The 16,620-nt window shown below is 58.6% G+C and carries 15 protein-coding genes; 11 read left to right on the top strand and 4 right to left on the bottom strand.

Going from position 1 to position 16,620, the window contains the following annotated elements; genetic code table 11:
- Positions 1-529: 529 nt before the first annotated feature.
- Positions 530-1,141, top strand: coding sequence for a hypothetical protein (locus tag LW587_RS22105; protein WP_232631743.1), 612 nt, complete (start codon positions 530-532; stop codon positions 1,139-1,141).
- Between the two features lie 819 nt (positions 1,142-1,960).
- Here LW587_RS22105 and LW587_RS24175 read toward each other — a convergent pair.
- The gene (locus LW587_RS24175) at positions 1,961-3,034 is read right to left on the bottom strand and encodes a L,D-transpeptidase (RefSeq protein WP_332839852.1); all 1,074 of its coding nucleotides are present in this window, start codon (positions 3,032-3,034) and stop codon (positions 1,961-1,963) included.
- A 62-nt stretch (positions 3,035-3,096) separates the two neighbouring features.
- Positions 3,097-4,989: a polysaccharide deacetylase family protein gene (locus tag LW587_RS22095; protein ID WP_232631742.1), complete on the bottom strand. Its 1,893-nt coding sequence runs from the start codon at positions 4,987-4,989 to the stop codon at positions 3,097-3,099.
- 323 nt (positions 4,990-5,312) lie between these two features.
- On the opposite strand from LW587_RS22095, the gene LW587_RS22090 reads away from it, so the two are divergent.
- Together LW587_RS22090 and LW587_RS22085 are read left to right on the top strand one after the other, a co-directional pair.
- Entirely contained in the window at positions 5,313-5,600 is a 288-nt protein-coding gene (locus LW587_RS22090) for a hypothetical protein (RefSeq protein ID WP_232631741.1), read from the top strand.
- 1,064 nt (positions 5,601-6,664) lie between these two features.
- Positions 6,665-7,921, top strand: a complete 1,257-nt coding sequence (locus tag LW587_RS22085) for an SH3 domain-containing protein (protein ID WP_232631740.1) — start codon at positions 6,665-6,667, stop codon at positions 7,919-7,921.
- 162 nt (positions 7,922-8,083) lie between these two features.
- Here the strand turns inward: LW587_RS22085 and LW587_RS22080 are convergent, their stop codons facing one another.
- The gene (locus LW587_RS22080) at positions 8,084-9,118 is read right to left on the bottom strand and encodes a hypothetical protein (protein WP_232631739.1); all 1,035 of its coding nucleotides are present in this window, start codon (positions 9,116-9,118) and stop codon (positions 8,084-8,086) included.
- A gap of 424 nt (positions 9,119-9,542) precedes the next feature.
- On the opposite strand from LW587_RS22080, the gene LW587_RS22075 reads away from it, so the two are divergent.
- From LW587_RS22075 to LW587_RS22045, 8 genes are all read left to right on the top strand, one after another.
- Positions 9,543-10,619: a hypothetical protein gene (locus tag LW587_RS22075; protein ID WP_232631738.1), complete on the top strand. Its 1,077-nt coding sequence runs from the start codon at positions 9,543-9,545 to the stop codon at positions 10,617-10,619.
- Positions 10,619-10,846 carry a hypothetical protein gene (locus LW587_RS22070; protein WP_232631737.1) on the top strand — a complete coding sequence of 76 codons (228 nt, stop codon included), beginning with the start codon at positions 10,619-10,621 and terminating at the stop codon, positions 10,844-10,846. Before LW587_RS22075 ends, LW587_RS22070 begins: the two co-directional genes overlap by 1 nt.
- Positions 10,843-11,325: a molecular chaperone DnaJ gene (locus tag LW587_RS22065; protein WP_232631736.1), complete on the top strand. Its 483-nt coding sequence runs from the start codon at positions 10,843-10,845 to the stop codon at positions 11,323-11,325. Before LW587_RS22070 ends, LW587_RS22065 begins: the two co-directional genes overlap by 4 nt.
- On the top strand, positions 11,322-11,450 hold the full coding sequence (locus tag LW587_RS24085) for a hypothetical protein (RefSeq protein ID WP_269780364.1): 129 nt from the start codon (positions 11,322-11,324) through the stop codon (positions 11,448-11,450). The genes LW587_RS22065 and LW587_RS24085 overlap by 4 nt, the downstream gene beginning before the upstream one ends.
- Before the next feature lie 200 nt (positions 11,451-11,650).
- Positions 11,651-12,358: an AAA family ATPase gene (locus LW587_RS22060; RefSeq protein ID WP_232631735.1), complete on the top strand. Its 708-nt coding sequence runs from the start codon at positions 11,651-11,653 to the stop codon at positions 12,356-12,358.
- Between the two features lie 33 nt (positions 12,359-12,391).
- The gene (locus LW587_RS22055) at positions 12,392-12,913 is read left to right on the top strand and encodes a hypothetical protein (RefSeq protein ID WP_232631734.1); all 522 of its coding nucleotides are present in this window, start codon (positions 12,392-12,394) and stop codon (positions 12,911-12,913) included.
- Between the two features lie 68 nt (positions 12,914-12,981).
- Positions 12,982-15,240, top strand: a complete 2,259-nt coding sequence (gene recD2, locus LW587_RS22050; RefSeq protein ID WP_232631733.1) for an SF1B family DNA helicase RecD2 — start codon at positions 12,982-12,984, stop codon at positions 15,238-15,240.
- A gap of 627 nt (positions 15,241-15,867) precedes the next feature.
- Positions 15,868-16,056, top strand: coding sequence for a hypothetical protein (locus LW587_RS22045; RefSeq protein WP_232631732.1), 189 nt, complete (start codon positions 15,868-15,870; stop codon positions 16,054-16,056).
- Positions 16,057-16,154: 98 nt separating this feature from the next.
- On the opposite strand, the gene LW587_RS22040 is transcribed toward LW587_RS22045, so the two are convergent.
- Positions 16,155-16,475: a hypothetical protein gene (locus LW587_RS22040; RefSeq protein WP_232631731.1), complete on the bottom strand. Its 321-nt coding sequence runs from the start codon at positions 16,473-16,475 to the stop codon at positions 16,155-16,157.
- Positions 16,476-16,620 lie beyond the last annotated feature (145 nt).

Genomic DNA, 16,620 nt, shown 5'->3' with positions numbered 1-16,620 from the left:
ACCTACGCCCGCTCGACGCGCGAACGTCAGGCCGAGATCAAGGGCATCCTCAAGAGCCTGCGCGAAAGCGGGAACTTCTAGAAGAGACGGTAAAATGGAGTGGCGCATCGAGTAAAACTAATGTGCCAATTTATTAACCCAAAGCTCTTGGCACAATATCGTTCAACTACTGCTATTGATTTCGAATGGGACGATCGTTGTTCGTGTATCAATCATAATACTCGACGCACCATTATGTTCGAACGACCTAATTTAAGCTTTTGTCAGCCGACCGTGTCTGCTCGATGGCAACTTGCTAGCAGAGTTGCCAAATTTCGTCTACGAAAACGGAACTTGTGCTGAAAATGAACCTTGCTTTGCACGCTATTTACTGTTATCAATTGTATGACGAGCGGCGAAGCGAAGCTGCCTCACTCAACTAGTGCGATCGGTTCATTCATTCCAAAGCCTGAGATCAATGATGGGACCCCATAAAAACTCCTTGCGAAACGAAGGCGTGGCTCAATTGTCACTCAAGGAACGCAATGCCATGCGTATTATCATGCGTGGCTACATCGATGCGCCTACACAGCTACTCGAAGCTCCTTATGAAATTGGAACAGAATGGGATTGGGCACAGGAGTACATACCGGGGGTATCAAACAAATTATTTGAATGGGCTCGTATCGGACTGTTGGTACGAGCAAAAACGAAAGCGATAGCGGTCACCGCGTCGGGCTTAGCTGCATTGCAAGTAACCCCTTGCGCTAATAAGGCAGACTTAATTGGTTGGATTGAACAGCACATCCCACGAGGATCATACAAAATTCGCAATGGAGCGAAACGCTATTTGTCGCCACTTGAGCGGGAAAATCTCGCTGCGGTGCAAGCCGAGTACCGGGTCGTAGAGAATGGATTGGTAGATAAAGTCTATGATAATCCTGGCGAAGCACTGGTAGAAGCGTTCCGCCAAAATTGGCATCTGAGAGTTGAAAGCGTAGAGAAAGATAACGTTCGACTAAGAGTCCGTGGCTATATGACAGAAATATGCTGGGATGGGAAAACTTGGCATGCTCATCGTACTGTATCAGAGATGCTTGCGACGTATTCTAAGTATTGCGCAAAACTTAAGGCCAGGATTGTAGTTATTTCACGCAAGTGACTTGGCCCAAACATTGTTTCCAAGTAGTGTCTTCGGTTACGCCCTTAATCGACGAATCGGGGCTGGTCCCCAGATGATGCGCCCAATCGTCAGGCCCAGCCTACGCGCTGCCAGCGCGGCCAGCATCATCCATCCCGCGGCAGTCTAGACGGCTTGAAGTAGCAGTCCCACAACGTCCCCACGAACGAGCGCGGCTGTTCCGATCAGCTTGAGCATCGCCCGCGTTCTCCCGCCTATGACTTCGGCCAGACGGCGGGCGCTCAAAAAGTCTCTTGCATCTTGCGCGAAGCCAAGGACCCAATCTCTAGCTCCAGCCAAAATTGGCACCCTGAAGCCTTAGACCGCTTACCCACGCTAGCGCACTCATCATTGTGTTTGTTAATTGCATTTGATCCATGTAACTTTACCATTTGAGCTTATCTGCGTAAGGCGATCGCCTCGAACGCTCAGGTGAATTTTTTCATTATAGGTCGTCCCCTCGCCATTGCAGCGGGTTTGGATGGTCCACCCGTTGTCGCGCTTAGATGCACGAACAAATCTGCAAAAATTTTCAAGGCCCTCAATTCCGTCTCTCGTTATATTAACAGGGACCTGATCTGTATCGCCCGGCTTATTATTACACCAACTTAATTTGTAGGCCCATTTTCCGACATAATCAGGCTCACCTGCATGCGAAGAAGCTGATGTAAGTGGCGCGACGAACATTGCTAGCGCAGATACCAAGTGAATTGCATTACACATTGTATGCCTGAAGGTTTCACTCATCGAACGCTATTGTTGAGAAGGCGTCTCTAAGCAGAGCAGACCCTACGCCAACACTCACAATACCTCTACACGCGTACCCACAGGTACGCGCTCATACAATTCTATGACGTCGCTGTTAAGCATGCGGATGCAGCCGGAAGAGGCCGCACGCCCGATCGAGCCGGGGTCTGTCGTTCCGTGGATGCGATAGGCCGTCGTACCGAGGTATAGAGCGCGCGCGCCAAGCGGGTTGCTCGGGCCGCCGCGCATCGTCCGCAGGCCGGGGCGTCGGCGACGCATTTCCGGTGTCGGCGTCCAACTCGGCCATTCCAGCTTGGCGCTGACCGTTTCTACCCCGCTCCAGGCGGCACCTGGACGTCCCACCGCGACGCGATAGCGAATGGCTTTGCCATCACCTTGCACGAGGTAGAGGGCACGCTCTTTGGTGCGCACGATGATCGTTCCCGGCGGGTGGCTGCCCGCAAAAGCCACGATCTGCCCACGCGTGACTGCACGTGCCAGTTCCTGGCTGAGAGGTATGGGCCTGCTCGGCGGAGCCGGGAGGGGGGGAATTGGGAGTGCGATGGCAGGGTCGGCCGGGGCAATCGCAGTCGGATCGTCAGAAAGGGCTGCATGGCGGATAGGGACACCACTCGGCGGTAGATTGACAGGCGCAGACGCAACGCTGTTCTTCGCTTCCCCGGACGATGCTGTTACGGGTGCCGGTGTGCTGTCCACATCCTTCGGGACGAGTGCCTGGGCAACAGACGGTGCGCGTCCCGCGCAGCGATAGACGCGCTTGCCGTCTGCTCGCATGGTAATCGGGCCGATCGCATCGACCACCACCTGTCGTGTGGCGACATTGATGTCGCCCTCCCGATCCGCCTGAGAGGCGTAGCAGCGCAGATCGAGCCGATATCCAATCGCCGTGTCCGAAACCCGCGTGATGCGGCAGCGATTGTCACTGCTGTCTAAGTAGCCGCCCGCCTGCGCTTTTAAGCGGACTTCAAAAAGTGTGGTCGTTTCGGGGGTTCGACAGGCTGCCAATGTCGGCGCCCACCAGCCGTCCGGGAGGTCGTTGGGATCGATGGCGTAGGCTGGACGGGCGCAGAGGAGCAGCACCGGTAGGGCGCGGACGAGAAGACGCATCGTAGTAGACTCAACGAACGCAACGAGAATTCGGTGGATGGCAAACGCGAGATGCGGCGGTCTCAGCGCTGCATCGTTATCTCTTGAAAGTTGGGCCCGGCTCCCGAAGCGACGGCGAGCACCACGAAGCCGCTGTGGCGCTGTCCTGCCGCGGGAGAAGCCGCTGCCGGAGGAGGAGCGAGGCGCGTAGCCGGTAAGCCGGTCACCGCCTGGGCGATACCAATCACCGCTTCCGGTTTCGCGATTGGCGACGACGAGATGGGCTGCGGCGCGGGATTGGTCAGCGACGCCGATGGTGGCCGGTCAATGGCCGCTGGGACGGAGCCCGTTGTCAGAGAAGGGTCCGGTGTCACGCCGCGGGGTACTGCCGATGTGGTGGACGAGGGGGTGACCGCCGCCGGTCGCTGGGTAGCAATGTGTGTGTTCTCAGAAGCTCGGATTTTATGAAGGTTGGCAGGCGCCGTCTGCTGCGTTTCAAGCGCAGCTACCTTTACGGGTGCAGATTTCGATGCCGGAGTGGAAGCACCTGCATCAAGGGATGATACGATCACAGGAGTAAGGGATGCGTTGAGGGCCAACTTGCTCGGAGGCATCTCGGAAGCGACCTTGGCCGCAGAACTTGTCGGCGGGTTGGCTGAAGACCCGCTAAGCGAAGCCGCCATCCGTACCGGGGGATCAACCCAAGTCGCCGATATGCGAACCATAGGCGCGTTTGCCGGAGGGCGCGTTTCCGGCTGCTCCTTACGTTGCAGTGGGAGGGGCGGCTGTTCGGATTGCATGGTGGCCGACTGCGAGCGGACCGCCCCAATCGACGCCGATACGTCGCTTCCGGCTGCTAAACCGGGCGGTCCATCGTGCCCCCTCCCGGTCGCGGGAGCAACAACAGGTTCGATCACCGTCCTCGCCGCTATCATTGGGAGATCGAGACTTCCTCGAAGAACCGCGGGCCTAGGTGCTGGGGTGTGGCCCCGCACAGCCTGTGCTGTCATCTCCGATCCATCAAGTTCAGCCGATGCCACCTGAACGCGGCTGGGGCGTCCGACAAGGTTCCGGCTATCCGCGGCGGCTACAGAACGTGGAGACCGATCGGGCTCAGACTCTCGCGTCGCAAGGCGAATGCCCTGCTGCTGATTCAGGCGTCCGAGCGCGACCTGTATGCGCTCCGACCGCGGCGGCTCCGACGTATTCAGCGCCTGCCGCGTGTCCTCTGCGACACCCGTGATGTGCACCACGCGGTAGCCGTTTGCCTTCAGTTGCCGCAGCAGTTCGGGGAGAATGGCGACGGTGCGCGCTTGGATGTCGTGAAGGAGGATGATGCCGCGGCCCAAGTTGTCGAGGCGCCCCATCACCCGATCGACAACCTGCGCGGGCGTGATCCGTTTCCAATCCTCGCCGTCTACATCAATCGAAAACGGTATGAGGTGCTGCTCACCCACATAGCGATCGAGCGCCTGCGTGTGGCCGAGGCCGGGATAGCGGAAGAAGGAGGATAGGTTCGGGTTGTTGTCGCCCAACACCGCCCGCGCGGCCAACAGGCCACCACTGATCTGATCGCGCTGCACGACCTCGCTGCGCGTTTTGTCGAGGTAGGCGTGCGACCACGTATGAGTTGCGATCGTGTGCCCTTCGGCGGCGGTGCGGCGCAGAATATCAGGGAAGGCGGCGACCATCGTGCCCACGACGAAGAAGGTGGCCTTTACACATTCGGCACGCAGTGCGTCGAGTACGGCGGGAGTGCGGCGAGGCATCGGGCCGTCGTCGAAGGTGAGAACGACCTCACCCGGCGCCAGAGGCAGGGTGCGGCGATAGTTTGTCCGACCCACGGGTCCTTGAGTAAAAGGCACCTCCATGATGCGAGAGGTGCCAAGTGCGTCAGGCGAACACTCCTGTGCGGCAACAACGCTATTGGGAACTAAAATCCAGCTTGTTAACAGCAACCACTGAAGGGGACGCACGCACGCACCTCACCAAACACGCCTTCAAGCATGGTGATGGCTAAAGCATAATTTTTAGTTGCCAACAGACACGCTCTGCCTGTGGAGGTCCATCTGTGATGCTGGCTGTCGTTACGATTGGCGCCGAGGCTAAGTCGAGGTTGGCTCCGCGCTCTGCCTGTAAAGCGCTTCTTAACGGTCGTCTCCGGCATGGGGAATTGAGTACAATTTTACGGGCGCCCCTAGCACGGGGGAAAGTGGTGCAGCCTATGGTCGTGTAGCTGCGGACGTCCTGGCTCTACCAGGGCCGCCGCGCATCTTCCTCGTGCTCGGACCTGCCCCTCATGCGCAACCTTCTGATTGTCGCCGTTACTGCGCTGCCGCTTGTCGGCTTCCAAAACACCGCCCAGGCCGGAGACGGCGGCATTATCGCTGCGGGAATCATCGGTGGTCTGGCCCTCGGCGGATTGGCCGCCGCTGCTGCTGCGCAGCCCCGTTACGTCGCCCCGTACCCTGCCTACGGATACCGCCGCGTCTACTACGCTCCGGTGCGAGACTGCTGGATCGCCCGCCGCCGGGCGCGCGACGACTACGGCAATTTCTACTACCGTCGCACACGGGTATGTGAATAATTCGGAGTCCTTCACCTTGCGTTGAGCCGATCATACCACGTGAATACTGGCGTTGCGAGTGCATATCATGAATTACAGGGCAGTGCGTTTGGCTGTTCTCGCAGTAACGTCGATACTAGCTTTGCATACGAAGGCTCAGTCGCAGAGTGCGACGAGCAACGTGGTGCAGGGGGCTACGAACGTCATCATCGTCAATAATGGCCTCGCAGGCGGGAGTTACCAGCCTGCGTCAGAGGCGAAGTTCGAGGCAGTGCCCCTGCCAGACCGCCCCGTTCAGGGACGTTCGCTTTGGGCACACAATTCTTCCGTGATGGCTCTGGAAGCGCACGGTAATCAGCGGCGGTTCTACTACCTTCAACCCCGAGCAGGTATGGCTTCGGCTGGTGCCAGACCGGGCAGCCTTCTGTTCGAGGGGGCTCGCTTCGGAAACAGCTACTCGGGTACAGCACGGGTGTTCGCTGGACCCTGCGGGGTTTACGCATATAACGTCAGCGGCCTAGTGATCGCCGACCGCCGAGTTGTCGTCCATGGAATGGCTCCGCGAGTGAACCAGAACGATTGCAGCATTCAAAGTTACCGGACTGACACGCTCGTCTTTGACCTTATATAAATCACAAGACCATGGTCGGCAGCGTTTTGAAGGAGTAGGATTGCAGAATGTGTGGCGACGAGCATTGCCAGCGCCTGCAACCGTTTTGTCATTAGACGAATAGGACGGTCAGTTCGAGCAGCTTCGGCGCTGACCTGATCCGGATTCCCGTAGCAGCGGCAATCAGCGTGCCCGGCGACGCTTCGGTGAGACGGAGGACATCCGGACATTAGTAGCCGGGCCGCTTCCAGTTCAACCGTCTGCTTCTGCTGCGAAGAAAATTTCGATCCTAGGGATTTGCAAATGAGTAAGTCTTTAGGGAAAATATTTCGTATTCCGTTAACTCAACCTATAAGTGGCATATGCGGGATCGCAATCGATGTCGTGTGTCAGAAATTTTTTTACGACATTCAGATAGAGACGAGAGCGTGTACCTACTTGGCGACGCCAAACTTGATAAAAATTGAGCTTGCGAATGCTGAAGCATGTGATCTTGTCTATGGTCGCCTTACTCGGGCTGGAGGAAGCTAAGGCTGAGTATATCCCGAGTTATAGCTTTCCGGCAGGTCTTGAGGAAAGTGGAGACAATTGGCTCGCCTTGAGGAGCCATCCAACAACGCGAGAAGGCGTGCGGCTACGCAAGCTAGGACCCGGCACGCTTTTTACAGTCACCCACCGTCAAGGCGCTTGGTATTCTATCCGCTTATTAGACGGTGAAACTGGATGGGTCTATAGTCGGTACGTTGGTTGCTGCGCTTCAGTGCCATCGAAGACTACACCAGTAGCACCGATTTCTGCGGCAAATCCTCCGCCGTCAATTGTACAATTCAATAATATCGAAAGCGTACAGCTTCGAGAGAAGGTTGAAGCGCTCACTGCGCTTGTGCGTGCAGGTCAAGAGCGAAACGAGAGTCAGGCAGTAGCAAATCGCCCAACTCCAGTTATCACAACGCCTATTATCAGAGTCGATACCCCCATATCGAACGAGAACACTCCGGCACGGGAGCTTGGCGTCGCTGCTAAAGTCGAATCCCATGAAAGTTACCGCAAGCTTGACTCAGAATATGCTTCGCCTATCGACGAGGAAGCCCTGACTAGAATGGCTGAACGCTTCGAAGAAGCTGCAATCAATCGAACTATATATGCGACCCCGATCAAGCCAGATGACAAAGACTTGGGACGTACAGCACGCGTAGCCTCCGAGCAATTTCCAAAAGTTCCATTTTACATTCCTGGGACGCGTGAGAGCGGACGTTTTTGGGTGGAGCCCCGAGTAAGTAACGAAGGTAAGCTTTTTTATGACATGATTTTCGTCGATCCACGCGCGAGCGTCGATCAGAAGCGTGCTGTCATTGATCTTACACCAGAGCAGCTTGAGCGCACTAAAGTTAGCATCTCGAAATTGTCCGATTGGTCAGCCATCGCACACAAGAATGAGCTACGGCGGTCCTACCGCAAGCGGGTGGATTGTTTTCCAGAGATTCATTGCCCGCGAGAAAGTGAAAAGATTGAGGGCAAGACATCTACTGAGATTATTTTCATCGTCGCTGAAGACGGCTCGACGGCGGGTCGCATACAGAGAAACAAAGGGCGGTATGATGAAGGCTACAATATATCAATAAAATCGTCCAAATTATTATCGTCCTACCTACTCTATGTGCAGAGCCAAGGCGAACGTGATTTCGTTGCGGGAACTCGCACGGCTGCCGATATAGATGCTATGTTTAGATGAGGCTTGTGGCAGGCTGGTGTTGCTGCCTGTTGTGAGCGGCATCGCCAACTTAAAAAAACGCGAAGCTCGTTGTTGCGAATCCGGTCTTCACTCAAACTGAGAAACCAGCGTCGAACATTTCTGGACCTGACGTTCCGTTCCCGCTGATCCGAATGGGGGCCATCAAACTGATCGACGAGTCGGAGGTGGCCCCCAAACCATACGCCCAAGCGTCAGCCCCAACCTGCGCGCTGCCAGCGCGGCCATTATTATCCATCCCGCGGCCAGCCAGATAACTTGAAGTAGCAGCATTACGATGTCTCCGAGTACGAGCGCGGCTGTTCCGAGGAGCTTGAGCGTCGCCCGCGTTCTCCCGCCGATGGCGTCGGCTAGTCGCCGGGCGCGTCCAAGCTCGCCCGCATCTCGCGCAACGCCGAGAACCTGAGCCGCACCACGCTGGCCGATCCGCGCTTCCAGTGCGACGACATCCTGCCCTATTCTTGAAATCGTGCGGACAGCGCCCGGTCGCAGCACCCGCTGAGCGGCCAGCCGCGCCGCGGGAAGGTCGAAGGCGCGAGCGCCCGCAACGGCTTCCTTGAGAGCGGCCTTGTCCAGGGCCGCGACCGCCATCCCACCCACCTTCCCGACCAATTCACTCGACATCAGGCCCGCTCGTCGAGCACCCTTGAGTAAGCTCAAGCCCCTGGTGGCGGGCGCCTTAGCAGCGATGCTGGTGCCTCCGCTCGGCAACAACGAGACAGCCGTCAGACCCGTCAGTGCGAGACCAGCCGTCGAGAGCCCGAGAATGACGGTGTCGTAGGGGTCGCCCTGGATCAGTTTGCCGCCCTCTTGCCAGATGTCGCGCACGTCGCTGATCCCGAGGAGGTCGGCCGAGACCGCCCCCGCCATTCCTGTCCACGTGTCCGAGGCGCCGGTCGTGGCACCATTGAGGAACGCCGCTCCGGCGTGGCCGCCCGGCGGCACGTCCAGAGCCGCAACCCTGGCGCGGCGATCAGCATCGACCGTCAAGCCTTGAGCCGCGGCGAGATCGAGGAAGCTTCGAGCGAGATCACCGTCGCCTTTGCTCACAGCGTCGTCGATCTCGGAGGCGATCCGCTGCTCGGTGGCGACGGATGCGAGGCGGAGTGTCGAGAGGCGGGCTGGATCGTCGGCGGCCTGGAGAAGGCCAACGCTTGAGGCGGCCTTCGGCAGGATCATCGCTCCACTCGCGATCACAGCAGCCAACAGAACCCCTGTCGCCGCGAACCGCAGAGGTGCCGATCTGACAACGATCATTGGGTTCTTCTCGCTCCAAACGTCCGCCGCACACCAATGTGGTGGCATCCAGGGCCAACCGCCAACCGCTCACTGCATGGATGCACGGTGAACCCGTGCCCCCGAAGGGACGAAGCAGTTACCGGTAGAACTCCAAGTGCTGAAATTGCCGCCCGCGATCGTGCTCACTTTCGTCATCGAACGCGCACACGATTTCGCTTGCGGGTTCTGAAATCTGCGGCAGCATCTCAGGATGCCGCTATCAAGTACCACCTCTTCGATCGTCCCTCGTAAGCGCCCCACGCCCAGAACCTATGCAGGATGGGCACTCGATCGAGCCATCGCACTCGACTGCGCATGTCCTGGTTTGCTCGCCTCGACGCTGTACTACGGACCCGCTCGTCGTCAGGCCGTGTTCATGGTGTTGGCGAGCTTCGATTGGCTTGGACAGGGGGAGGTCGCCAACCGACTTCGTGTTGCGGCTAGTATCATCGACGTTGCGGGCAAGATCGATGCGGCTTCGATTGGTCGGTCGATCATGGTCCTACGTCGCCCACGCGATCTCATTCGCGCGCTCTTCGGCACCGTACCGGACGGTCTCGTTGGAACGATGCAGAGGCTGGGACACGATCCTGCCGGTGATCCAACGACTTACATGGAACTTCAGCGCCTCTACTTTTCCCGCGCTTCGGACGACAAGCGCAGAGTAAAGACACTCGGACAGATGACCGGCGAATTGGTCGGCGCCCAGATCGAGGTCGTCAGCATGCTCGACCCCGTGCTTCTACACCCGTCTTTCGTGGCGAGTATCCGCGAGGCGAAGCAGGTTGCCGAACTGAACGCCGCTCTGTCCTACATCCGTGCTCGCTGCTCAACTGCGACGGACGAAGCAGTGCGAGCCTCGCTATCTCGACTCAAGCCGGGTGAGCATCGCTCGATCTTATTTCGGTGGTGGGCCCATCGGTTCGATCGCCTACCGCGTACATTCGATACGCGAGGCGATCCTACCATCGTGATGCTCGGGACGGCGGAGGATTTGGTATCCGTGTCCCGCCGTTATGGCAATTGCTTGCAGAGTAAGATCGGTGAGGTATTTGTCGGGAACTACGTATATGCCGAGTACCGCCCTGAGGCGCCGGAGCCGGGGGTGATTGCCGAATTGCGCGTGACGACTCATGGCTTCTTCCTCGAAGGACTTTACGCAGCCAAAAATCGTAAAGTACGGGCAGAACGCGCTGCCACGGTTCGCCAAAAGCTTGCCGCATGCGGAGTAGCCCTTCTTGACCATGCTCCAGATCAACCGGAGACGGTCGCCGCCGCGGCGCAGGTCCTTGGGCTCTACAACTTTGCAGAACCTGACAATACTGGTTGGGGCGTGGAGTATGATGACCCACCCGCCAACGACCTGGACGAACTTGAAAACGCTCTGAGTGAGGTCGCTTGATGGATGCGCCCGCCTATCACCAGACCGCCTCGGTCCAAGTCATTCGCGACAGGAGGGGCATCGTCATCGGCCGCCTTGAGGAGCAGCGCCTCACCGGCAAGACTGTGGCTCGTGACGCGCGTGGTCTCTTGGTCGGCCAGTACGATCATCGCGCCAACGTCACCCGAGATGCCCGCGGCGTTCTCGTCGGCACCGGCAATCTGCTCCCGGCGCTGTTGCTCCGATGATCCTAGAAATCGATGAACTCGACTTCCGCCGGGCCACGCCCGCCCAGCTTGTAGCCGTTCGCCCGAAGCTCGAACGGCTTGCCGATATCACGCGCCGCAATCTCCGACTCCTCGAAACCGCTCTTGGCGTTGCGGATGAGGCTCAAACTCAACGGCGAAAACACGATCTTGCACTTGCCGACCTCGTGAAGGCGAACGCCCAAATCGAGGCGATGCGACACGATCTGGCTACCGCTCGTGCCTGGATCGAACAGCTACAGAGACGACTCGCGGAGATCGAAGACGACGAGGAGGACAGGCTCTTCCGCAGCGTGGGTCTCGTAGCGACCGCCCATACCGTCGTCATCGCCGCGGCCCGGCGCGCGCTGCTCCAGCATCATCACCCGGACCGCTGGCCGCCTAGCGGGAAGGCCGCGGCGACAGCGCACTTCAAGGCTGTGAACGCCGCCTTCAAGCGGATCGAGGAGCTTCGACGATGATCGAGTTGGTGATGCTGATCGCCGTCGTGTGGGTCTTCCGCCGCGCCCTGATATGGATCACGCTCCACCTGATCTCGTTCGCGATCGGCGTCGTTCTCGGCTGGCGCCTGATGGGTCGGGGCTGAAGGAACGTCCTGCTCTCGGACCTAGTTGTCTATAAAATCCAAAGCCTTCGGTGTGCTTTTGCAAAAGCCTGTCGCCATGAGCGTCATTTTCGAGCCGGGCGTGCTGTGAGGCTCCACGTTTTCCCCAGGCCAAGCTCGAAGGCCGTAGCCCAATCGTGTTACCTGTTGATTTGCGAATTTGCACTTAGGTCTACCACCGGATGTCCATCCCACATATTTCCGAGGATAATTTTCGCGCGTTAATCGCAGAAAATTTCACCCCATCGGATGAAATCAGAACACCCGAGCGGTTATTCGGCAGACAGAAGCATCTGACTGCTATTGACCGGGCGCTCAATTCTCCAGGTAGGCAAATATTTGTATATGGAGATCGTGGGGTTGGGAAGTCTAGCCTTGCAATAACGGCGGCATTCATCCACACTGGCAGTACAAGCGAACCAATCTACGTACCATGTGGTCGGCTAAGTGGCTTCAGCGATGTGATTCAAGCCGTTGGCAACAAGACCATCGACATTGTTGAGCGTTTCGAGAAGCCCGCCACCGGGCGAGGGCTGAATCTGAACGTCCCTGCTTTTGGAGGATTCGGTGTAACCGCGGGTACACCTGGAAGCTCGGCCATTCCGGCTCCAACGACCATCGACGAGGCACTTGACGTTATCCGCTATGTCGCAGCCAAACGCCAGGGCCGCCTTGTCGTAGTAATTGATGAGATGGAACGGATCGAAAAGGTGGAGGAGCGAGATAAATTTGCCGAATTTATCAAAAATATCCCAACGCTTGGCAACGAAGTACGCTTCATATTCTGCGGTATCGCCTCAGACGTAAACGAGCTTCTTAATGCGCATCCATCAGCAGGGCGCATTCTCGAAACAATTCAACTTGAACGCCTGCGACACGATGCGCTTTAGAAAATCATCACCACGGTTTCGGAAAAACTTTCGGTGCCGGTCGATCACAACATGCTGGTACGCATTAGCCAGATCAGCGATGGCTTCCCTCATTTTGTCCACCTGATCGGCGACACTATGTTCTGGAACGTGTTCGATGATCCAGAACCGGTAAAGAAGGTCGATCATCGGCATTTCAGAGCGGGGATCAAGGGCGCGCTGTCGCGTAGCGACGTCGTCCTGCGGTCTAATTATCTGAAGGCCGTTCAAAAAACTAAAAACAAGCTGGAGTACGAAGAAGCTCTGTGGGCGCTCGCGGACACAACGTCTTACCAGCGTCAGGTGCAGGAAATATATGACTCCTCGTATATCCGCATAATGCACAATCGCGGCGGTCGGCCGATCCGACCTCGCGATACAGTCAACCAGCGATTACTCTCACTTCGCGGCGAGAGTCACGGTAGGATCGTAGTCGGTCACGGCTCCGGTTGGTTCAGCTTCCGAGAAAACTTGATGCGTGGTTACGTACGCCTTCGTGCTGAAGACGAGGACGTGATACTCGGACGGGACGTGTAAGTGAACCATCACCTCCCGACACCGTCTCCCATCGCCACATCTTCAGAGGCTAAAGCGCAGGTACGCAGGTGAACAAGCGGGCAGGACCGGGGCAGTTCGAACGTGGCGCGCCGGTCGAGACGCTGGCCGGTACGGTCGAACGCGTTACCTTCCACAACGCCGAGACAGGCTTCTGCGTGCTCAAGGTGCAGGCCCGCGGCAAGCGCGATCTCGTGCCGGTCATCGGTCATGCCCCTGCGATTGGTGCAGGCGAGTGGATCACGGCTACCGGCATCTGGTTCACCGATCGCCAGCACGGCCTCCAGTTCAAGGCCGACACGCTGAAGGCGACGCCGCCGACTGGCGTCGAGGGAATCGAGAAGTACCTCGCCTCCGGCTACATGCGCGGCATCGGCCCGGCCATGGCGAAGCGCATCGTCGCCCTGTTCGGCGAGGGCACGTTCGAGATCATTGAGGCGGAGCCCGGCCGCCTGCTGGAGGTCGGCGGCATCGGTCCAAAGCGCGCCGAGCGAATCGTGCGCGGGTGGGCTGAGCAGAAGGCCGTGCGGGAGATCATGCTGTTCCTGCACGCTCACGGCGTCGGCACGGCCCGAGCAGTTCGCATTTTCAAGACCTACGGCCACGAGTCGATCAAGGTCATGACCGAGGACCCGTACCGCCTCGCCAAGGACATCCGCGGCATCGGCTTCAAGACGGCTGACGCAATTGCGATGAAGCTTGGGCTGACGAAGGAGGCGCCGCAGCGGCTACGGGCCGGTGTGTCTTTCGCCCTACAGACAGCCATGGACGAGGGTCACTGCGCACTGCCGGTCGCGCGCCTGACGGAACTTGCTCAGAAGCTGCTGGAGGTCGAGGCCGCCCTGATCCGCTCCGCAGTCGTCGAGGAGATCGAGCGTGGCGAGGAGGTCGTACAGGACATCATTGGCGATCAGGCATGTATCTTCCTGCGGGGCCTTCACGCGGCCGAGCGTGGCATCTCCGACAGGTTGATCGATCGGGCGTCGGGCTTGCCACCATGGTCGGAGATCGACCTCGACAAGGCTCTGCCCTGGGTTGAGCAGAAGACCGGAAAGGCCCTCTCGCCCTCGCAGGCCGGAGCCGTTCGGCTGCTGCTCGCCTCTAAGCTCTGCGTCATCACTGGCGGGCCCGGCGTGGGCAAGACCAGCACGCTCGACTCCGTGCTCCGCATCCTGCGAGCCAAGGGCGTCAACGTGCTCCTGGCCGCTCCGACCGGCCGCGCCGCCAAGCGAATGACCGAGCAGACCGGTCTGGAAGCGAAGACCATCCACCGCCTCCTGGAGATCGACCCGAAGCACGGTGGCTTCACCCGCGACGAGGAGAACCCGCTCGATTGCGACCTGCTCGTCATCGACGAGACCTCGATGGTGGACGTGCCGCTGATGAACGCGCTGCTGAAGGCAGTGCCGCCGCGGGCGGGTCTGCTCCTCGTCGGCGACGTGGATCAATTGCCCTCGGTTGGACCAGGGCAGGTACTTGCGGACGTGATCGCCTCCGAGCGCGTACCGGTGGCCCGGCTGACGGAGGTGTTCCGTCAGGCCGCCGAGAGCAGGATCATCGTCAACGCGCACCGCATCAACCACGGCCAGATGCCGGAGAGACCCCGCTCGGGCGAGAAGGCCGACTTCTACCTGATCGAGATCGATGATCCGGACATCGGCGTCGGCAAGCTGATCGAGATCGTCACGAAACGCATTCCGCGGACATTCGGGCTCGATCCTGTTCGCGACGTGCAGGTGCTGACGCCGATGCTGCGAGGCTCGCTCGGGTCGCGCAACCTCAATCACGAACTTCAGCGCGTACTGAACCCGAATCCTCCGGCTCGGGTCGAGCGCTTCGGTTGGCGCTTCGCGCCCGGTGACCGGGTGATGGAGACCCAGAATGACTACGATCGTGAGGTCTTCAACGGCGACCTCGGCATGGTGGACCGCATCGACGATGACGAGGCAGCGGTCATCGTCACGTTCGACGGACGGGAGGTGATCTACCCGTTCGGCGAACTCGACACGCTGGTCCCAGCTTTCGCCACCACGATCCATAAGAGCCAGGGTTCAGAGTACCCGGCCGTGGTGATCCCTATCGTGACGCAGCACTTCAACATGCTCGCCCGCAACCTCCTCTACACGGGCGTGACCCGCGGAAAGCAGCTTGTGGTGCTGATCGGACAGCGGAAAGCCATCGGCATGGCAGTACGGAGCGGGCAGACGAAGCGTCGCTTCACGAAGCTTCGTGAATGGCTCAAACGACGTCCGGCTCACGAAAAAGGTGACGTGCTTCGAGACAGCAGAGGTCGAAGTCACAACGGATAAATAATATGCAATATTTTGGAAGGTCTTTTTATCATGCGCTATCGTGACATATTCAACCCGCCGCCCCCGAACACCGTTCTGCTTCACGTCCGACAGGGTGAAATGGCGAGGCTCGAAGCCCTTATTTTGACAACGGACGTCCGCCTGCACGGTCCGATCCGCCCCATGCCAACTGGCGGCGCTTTCGTAAACGTCACATGCCGCGATGCAGCCGCGGCTTCTGCGCTGCTAGTAAGCTGGTAGCTCACTGGACCTAAAGCTCTTGTCGGTGTCGCTAGCTCTTCGTTACGAGCCGCGGGCATCAGTTCGGCCGGAGCGTCGGCCGTTCAAGGGCGATCCAGCTTTTGACAAAGCGACGGCTGGCGGGAACATCGGAGTCTCGTCGTGACTAGCGATTATGCAGCAGGGTTCAGTCCGGTCTGATCCTTATGTCTCTCCGCTGCCTCATCGGTGTTACAAGGCGGAGCGTCAATCCGCGGCCACTCCGGAAACGGCTGCCAGTCTGTGAAGGCGGCTTCCGCATAGGCGTGATCGCAGGAAGCGACATGCCAAGGCAAAGCGTCGCCGAAACGTTCTGGGTCCCATCGAATCACAGCCCTCCGATCAGGTTCCTGACGGTTGATGGCGATGATCCAGCGCCCGTCCCGCGGCGCTCTTTCCATCGAAGCCCAGCTTCTCATCGCGACCTCCGCTGCTGCGCTGGTTCGAGATATGGCGGACGAGAAACGCAGTCCTTCGCAGAACCGTTCGGTCACTCTCAAGACGCATCAGGTCGCCAACGGCATGGTTCTTCTCCGTGATATAGGCCTCGCATAGGCGATTGTCGCAGTGCCGCGCTTGCCCTGCTGTGTGCCGCGATGCTCCGCGACCAGGGGACGGAGAGCATCGGCAGCGTGAAGAACGATGCCTTCAGATCACCTTTTCCGGCGCACGCTGGCGCACATCAGCGAGCTTTCCGCGCACTTATCCGGGCTGGGAGACGTGTTGGGACTCACGAGGTCGAGGCCGTACGCTGCAAAGAACTCCTCCTTCTTGGTTTCAAAGACCTCCATGAAGTCGTCACGGTCGGTCTTTCGGCGAAATTTGATGCAAGAGTAGTGGTCGGAAACGCTCAGCGTCCACATTCCGGACCTCTGACGGGTAGAGATACGAGCCTGATCCATCATCAGAGACAAGACATCATTGATTGCACCATCGCCGGAGAATCCAAAGCGGAGAACGTAGGAGTATTGCATTATAAAAAACCTTTTGCGTTGGAAAAATTCCCAACATAAACACCATACACTGGAACGAGACCGCACGCATTATTTTCGAACAGGCAGGTCGATCTTTTTCTGATGTCCATGGAGGTCGAAGTTGCCCGTATGACGACTTGGTCCG

The organism is Methylobacterium sp. Leaf118 (genome assembly GCF_920984675.1).
In the GTDB taxonomy this organism is placed as follows: Bacteria; Pseudomonadota; Alphaproteobacteria; order Rhizobiales; family Beijerinckiaceae; genus Methylobacterium.
The sequence above is the reverse complement of the archived record's forward strand: the minus strand, read 5'-3'. Positions and strand labels throughout refer to the sequence as shown.

Bases quoted from the DNA above. Each gene is read 5' to 3' on its own strand.
- LW587_RS22090 (WP_232631741.1), top strand. From the start codon at position 5,313: ATGCGCAACCTTCTGATTGTCGCCGTTACTGCGCTGCCGCTTGTCGGC.
- LW587_RS22080 (WP_232631739.1), bottom strand. From the start codon at position 9,118: ATGATCCTGCCGAAGGCCGCCTCAAGCGTTGGCCTTCTCCAGGCCGCC.
- LW587_RS24085 (WP_269780364.1), top strand. From the start codon at position 11,322: ATGATCGAGTTGGTGATGCTGATCGCCGTCGTGTGGGTCTTCCGCCGC.
- LW587_RS22045 (WP_232631732.1), top strand. From the start codon at position 15,868: ATGATCCAGCGCCCGTCCCGCGGCGCTCTTTCCATCGAAGCCCAGCTT.
- LW587_RS22060 (WP_232631735.1), top strand. From the start codon at position 11,651: ATGTCCATCCCACATATTTCCGAGGATAATTTTCGCGCGTTAATCGCA.
- LW587_RS22105 (WP_232631743.1), top strand. From the start codon at position 530: ATGCGTATTATCATGCGTGGCTACATCGATGCGCCTACACAGCTACTC.
- LW587_RS24175 (WP_332839852.1), bottom strand. From the start codon at position 3,034: ATGCGTCTTCTCGTCCGCGCCCTACCGGTGCTGCTCCTCTGCGCCCGT.
- LW587_RS22065 (WP_232631736.1), top strand. From the start codon at position 10,843: ATGATCCTAGAAATCGATGAACTCGACTTCCGCCGGGCCACGCCCGCC.
- LW587_RS22070 (WP_232631737.1), top strand. From the start codon at position 10,619: ATGGATGCGCCCGCCTATCACCAGACCGCCTCGGTCCAAGTCATTCGC.
- LW587_RS22040 (WP_232631731.1), bottom strand. From the start codon at position 16,475: ATGCAATACTCCTACGTTCTCCGCTTTGGATTCTCCGGCGATGGTGCA.
- LW587_RS22085 (WP_232631740.1), top strand. From the start codon at position 6,665: ATGCTGAAGCATGTGATCTTGTCTATGGTCGCCTTACTCGGGCTGGAG.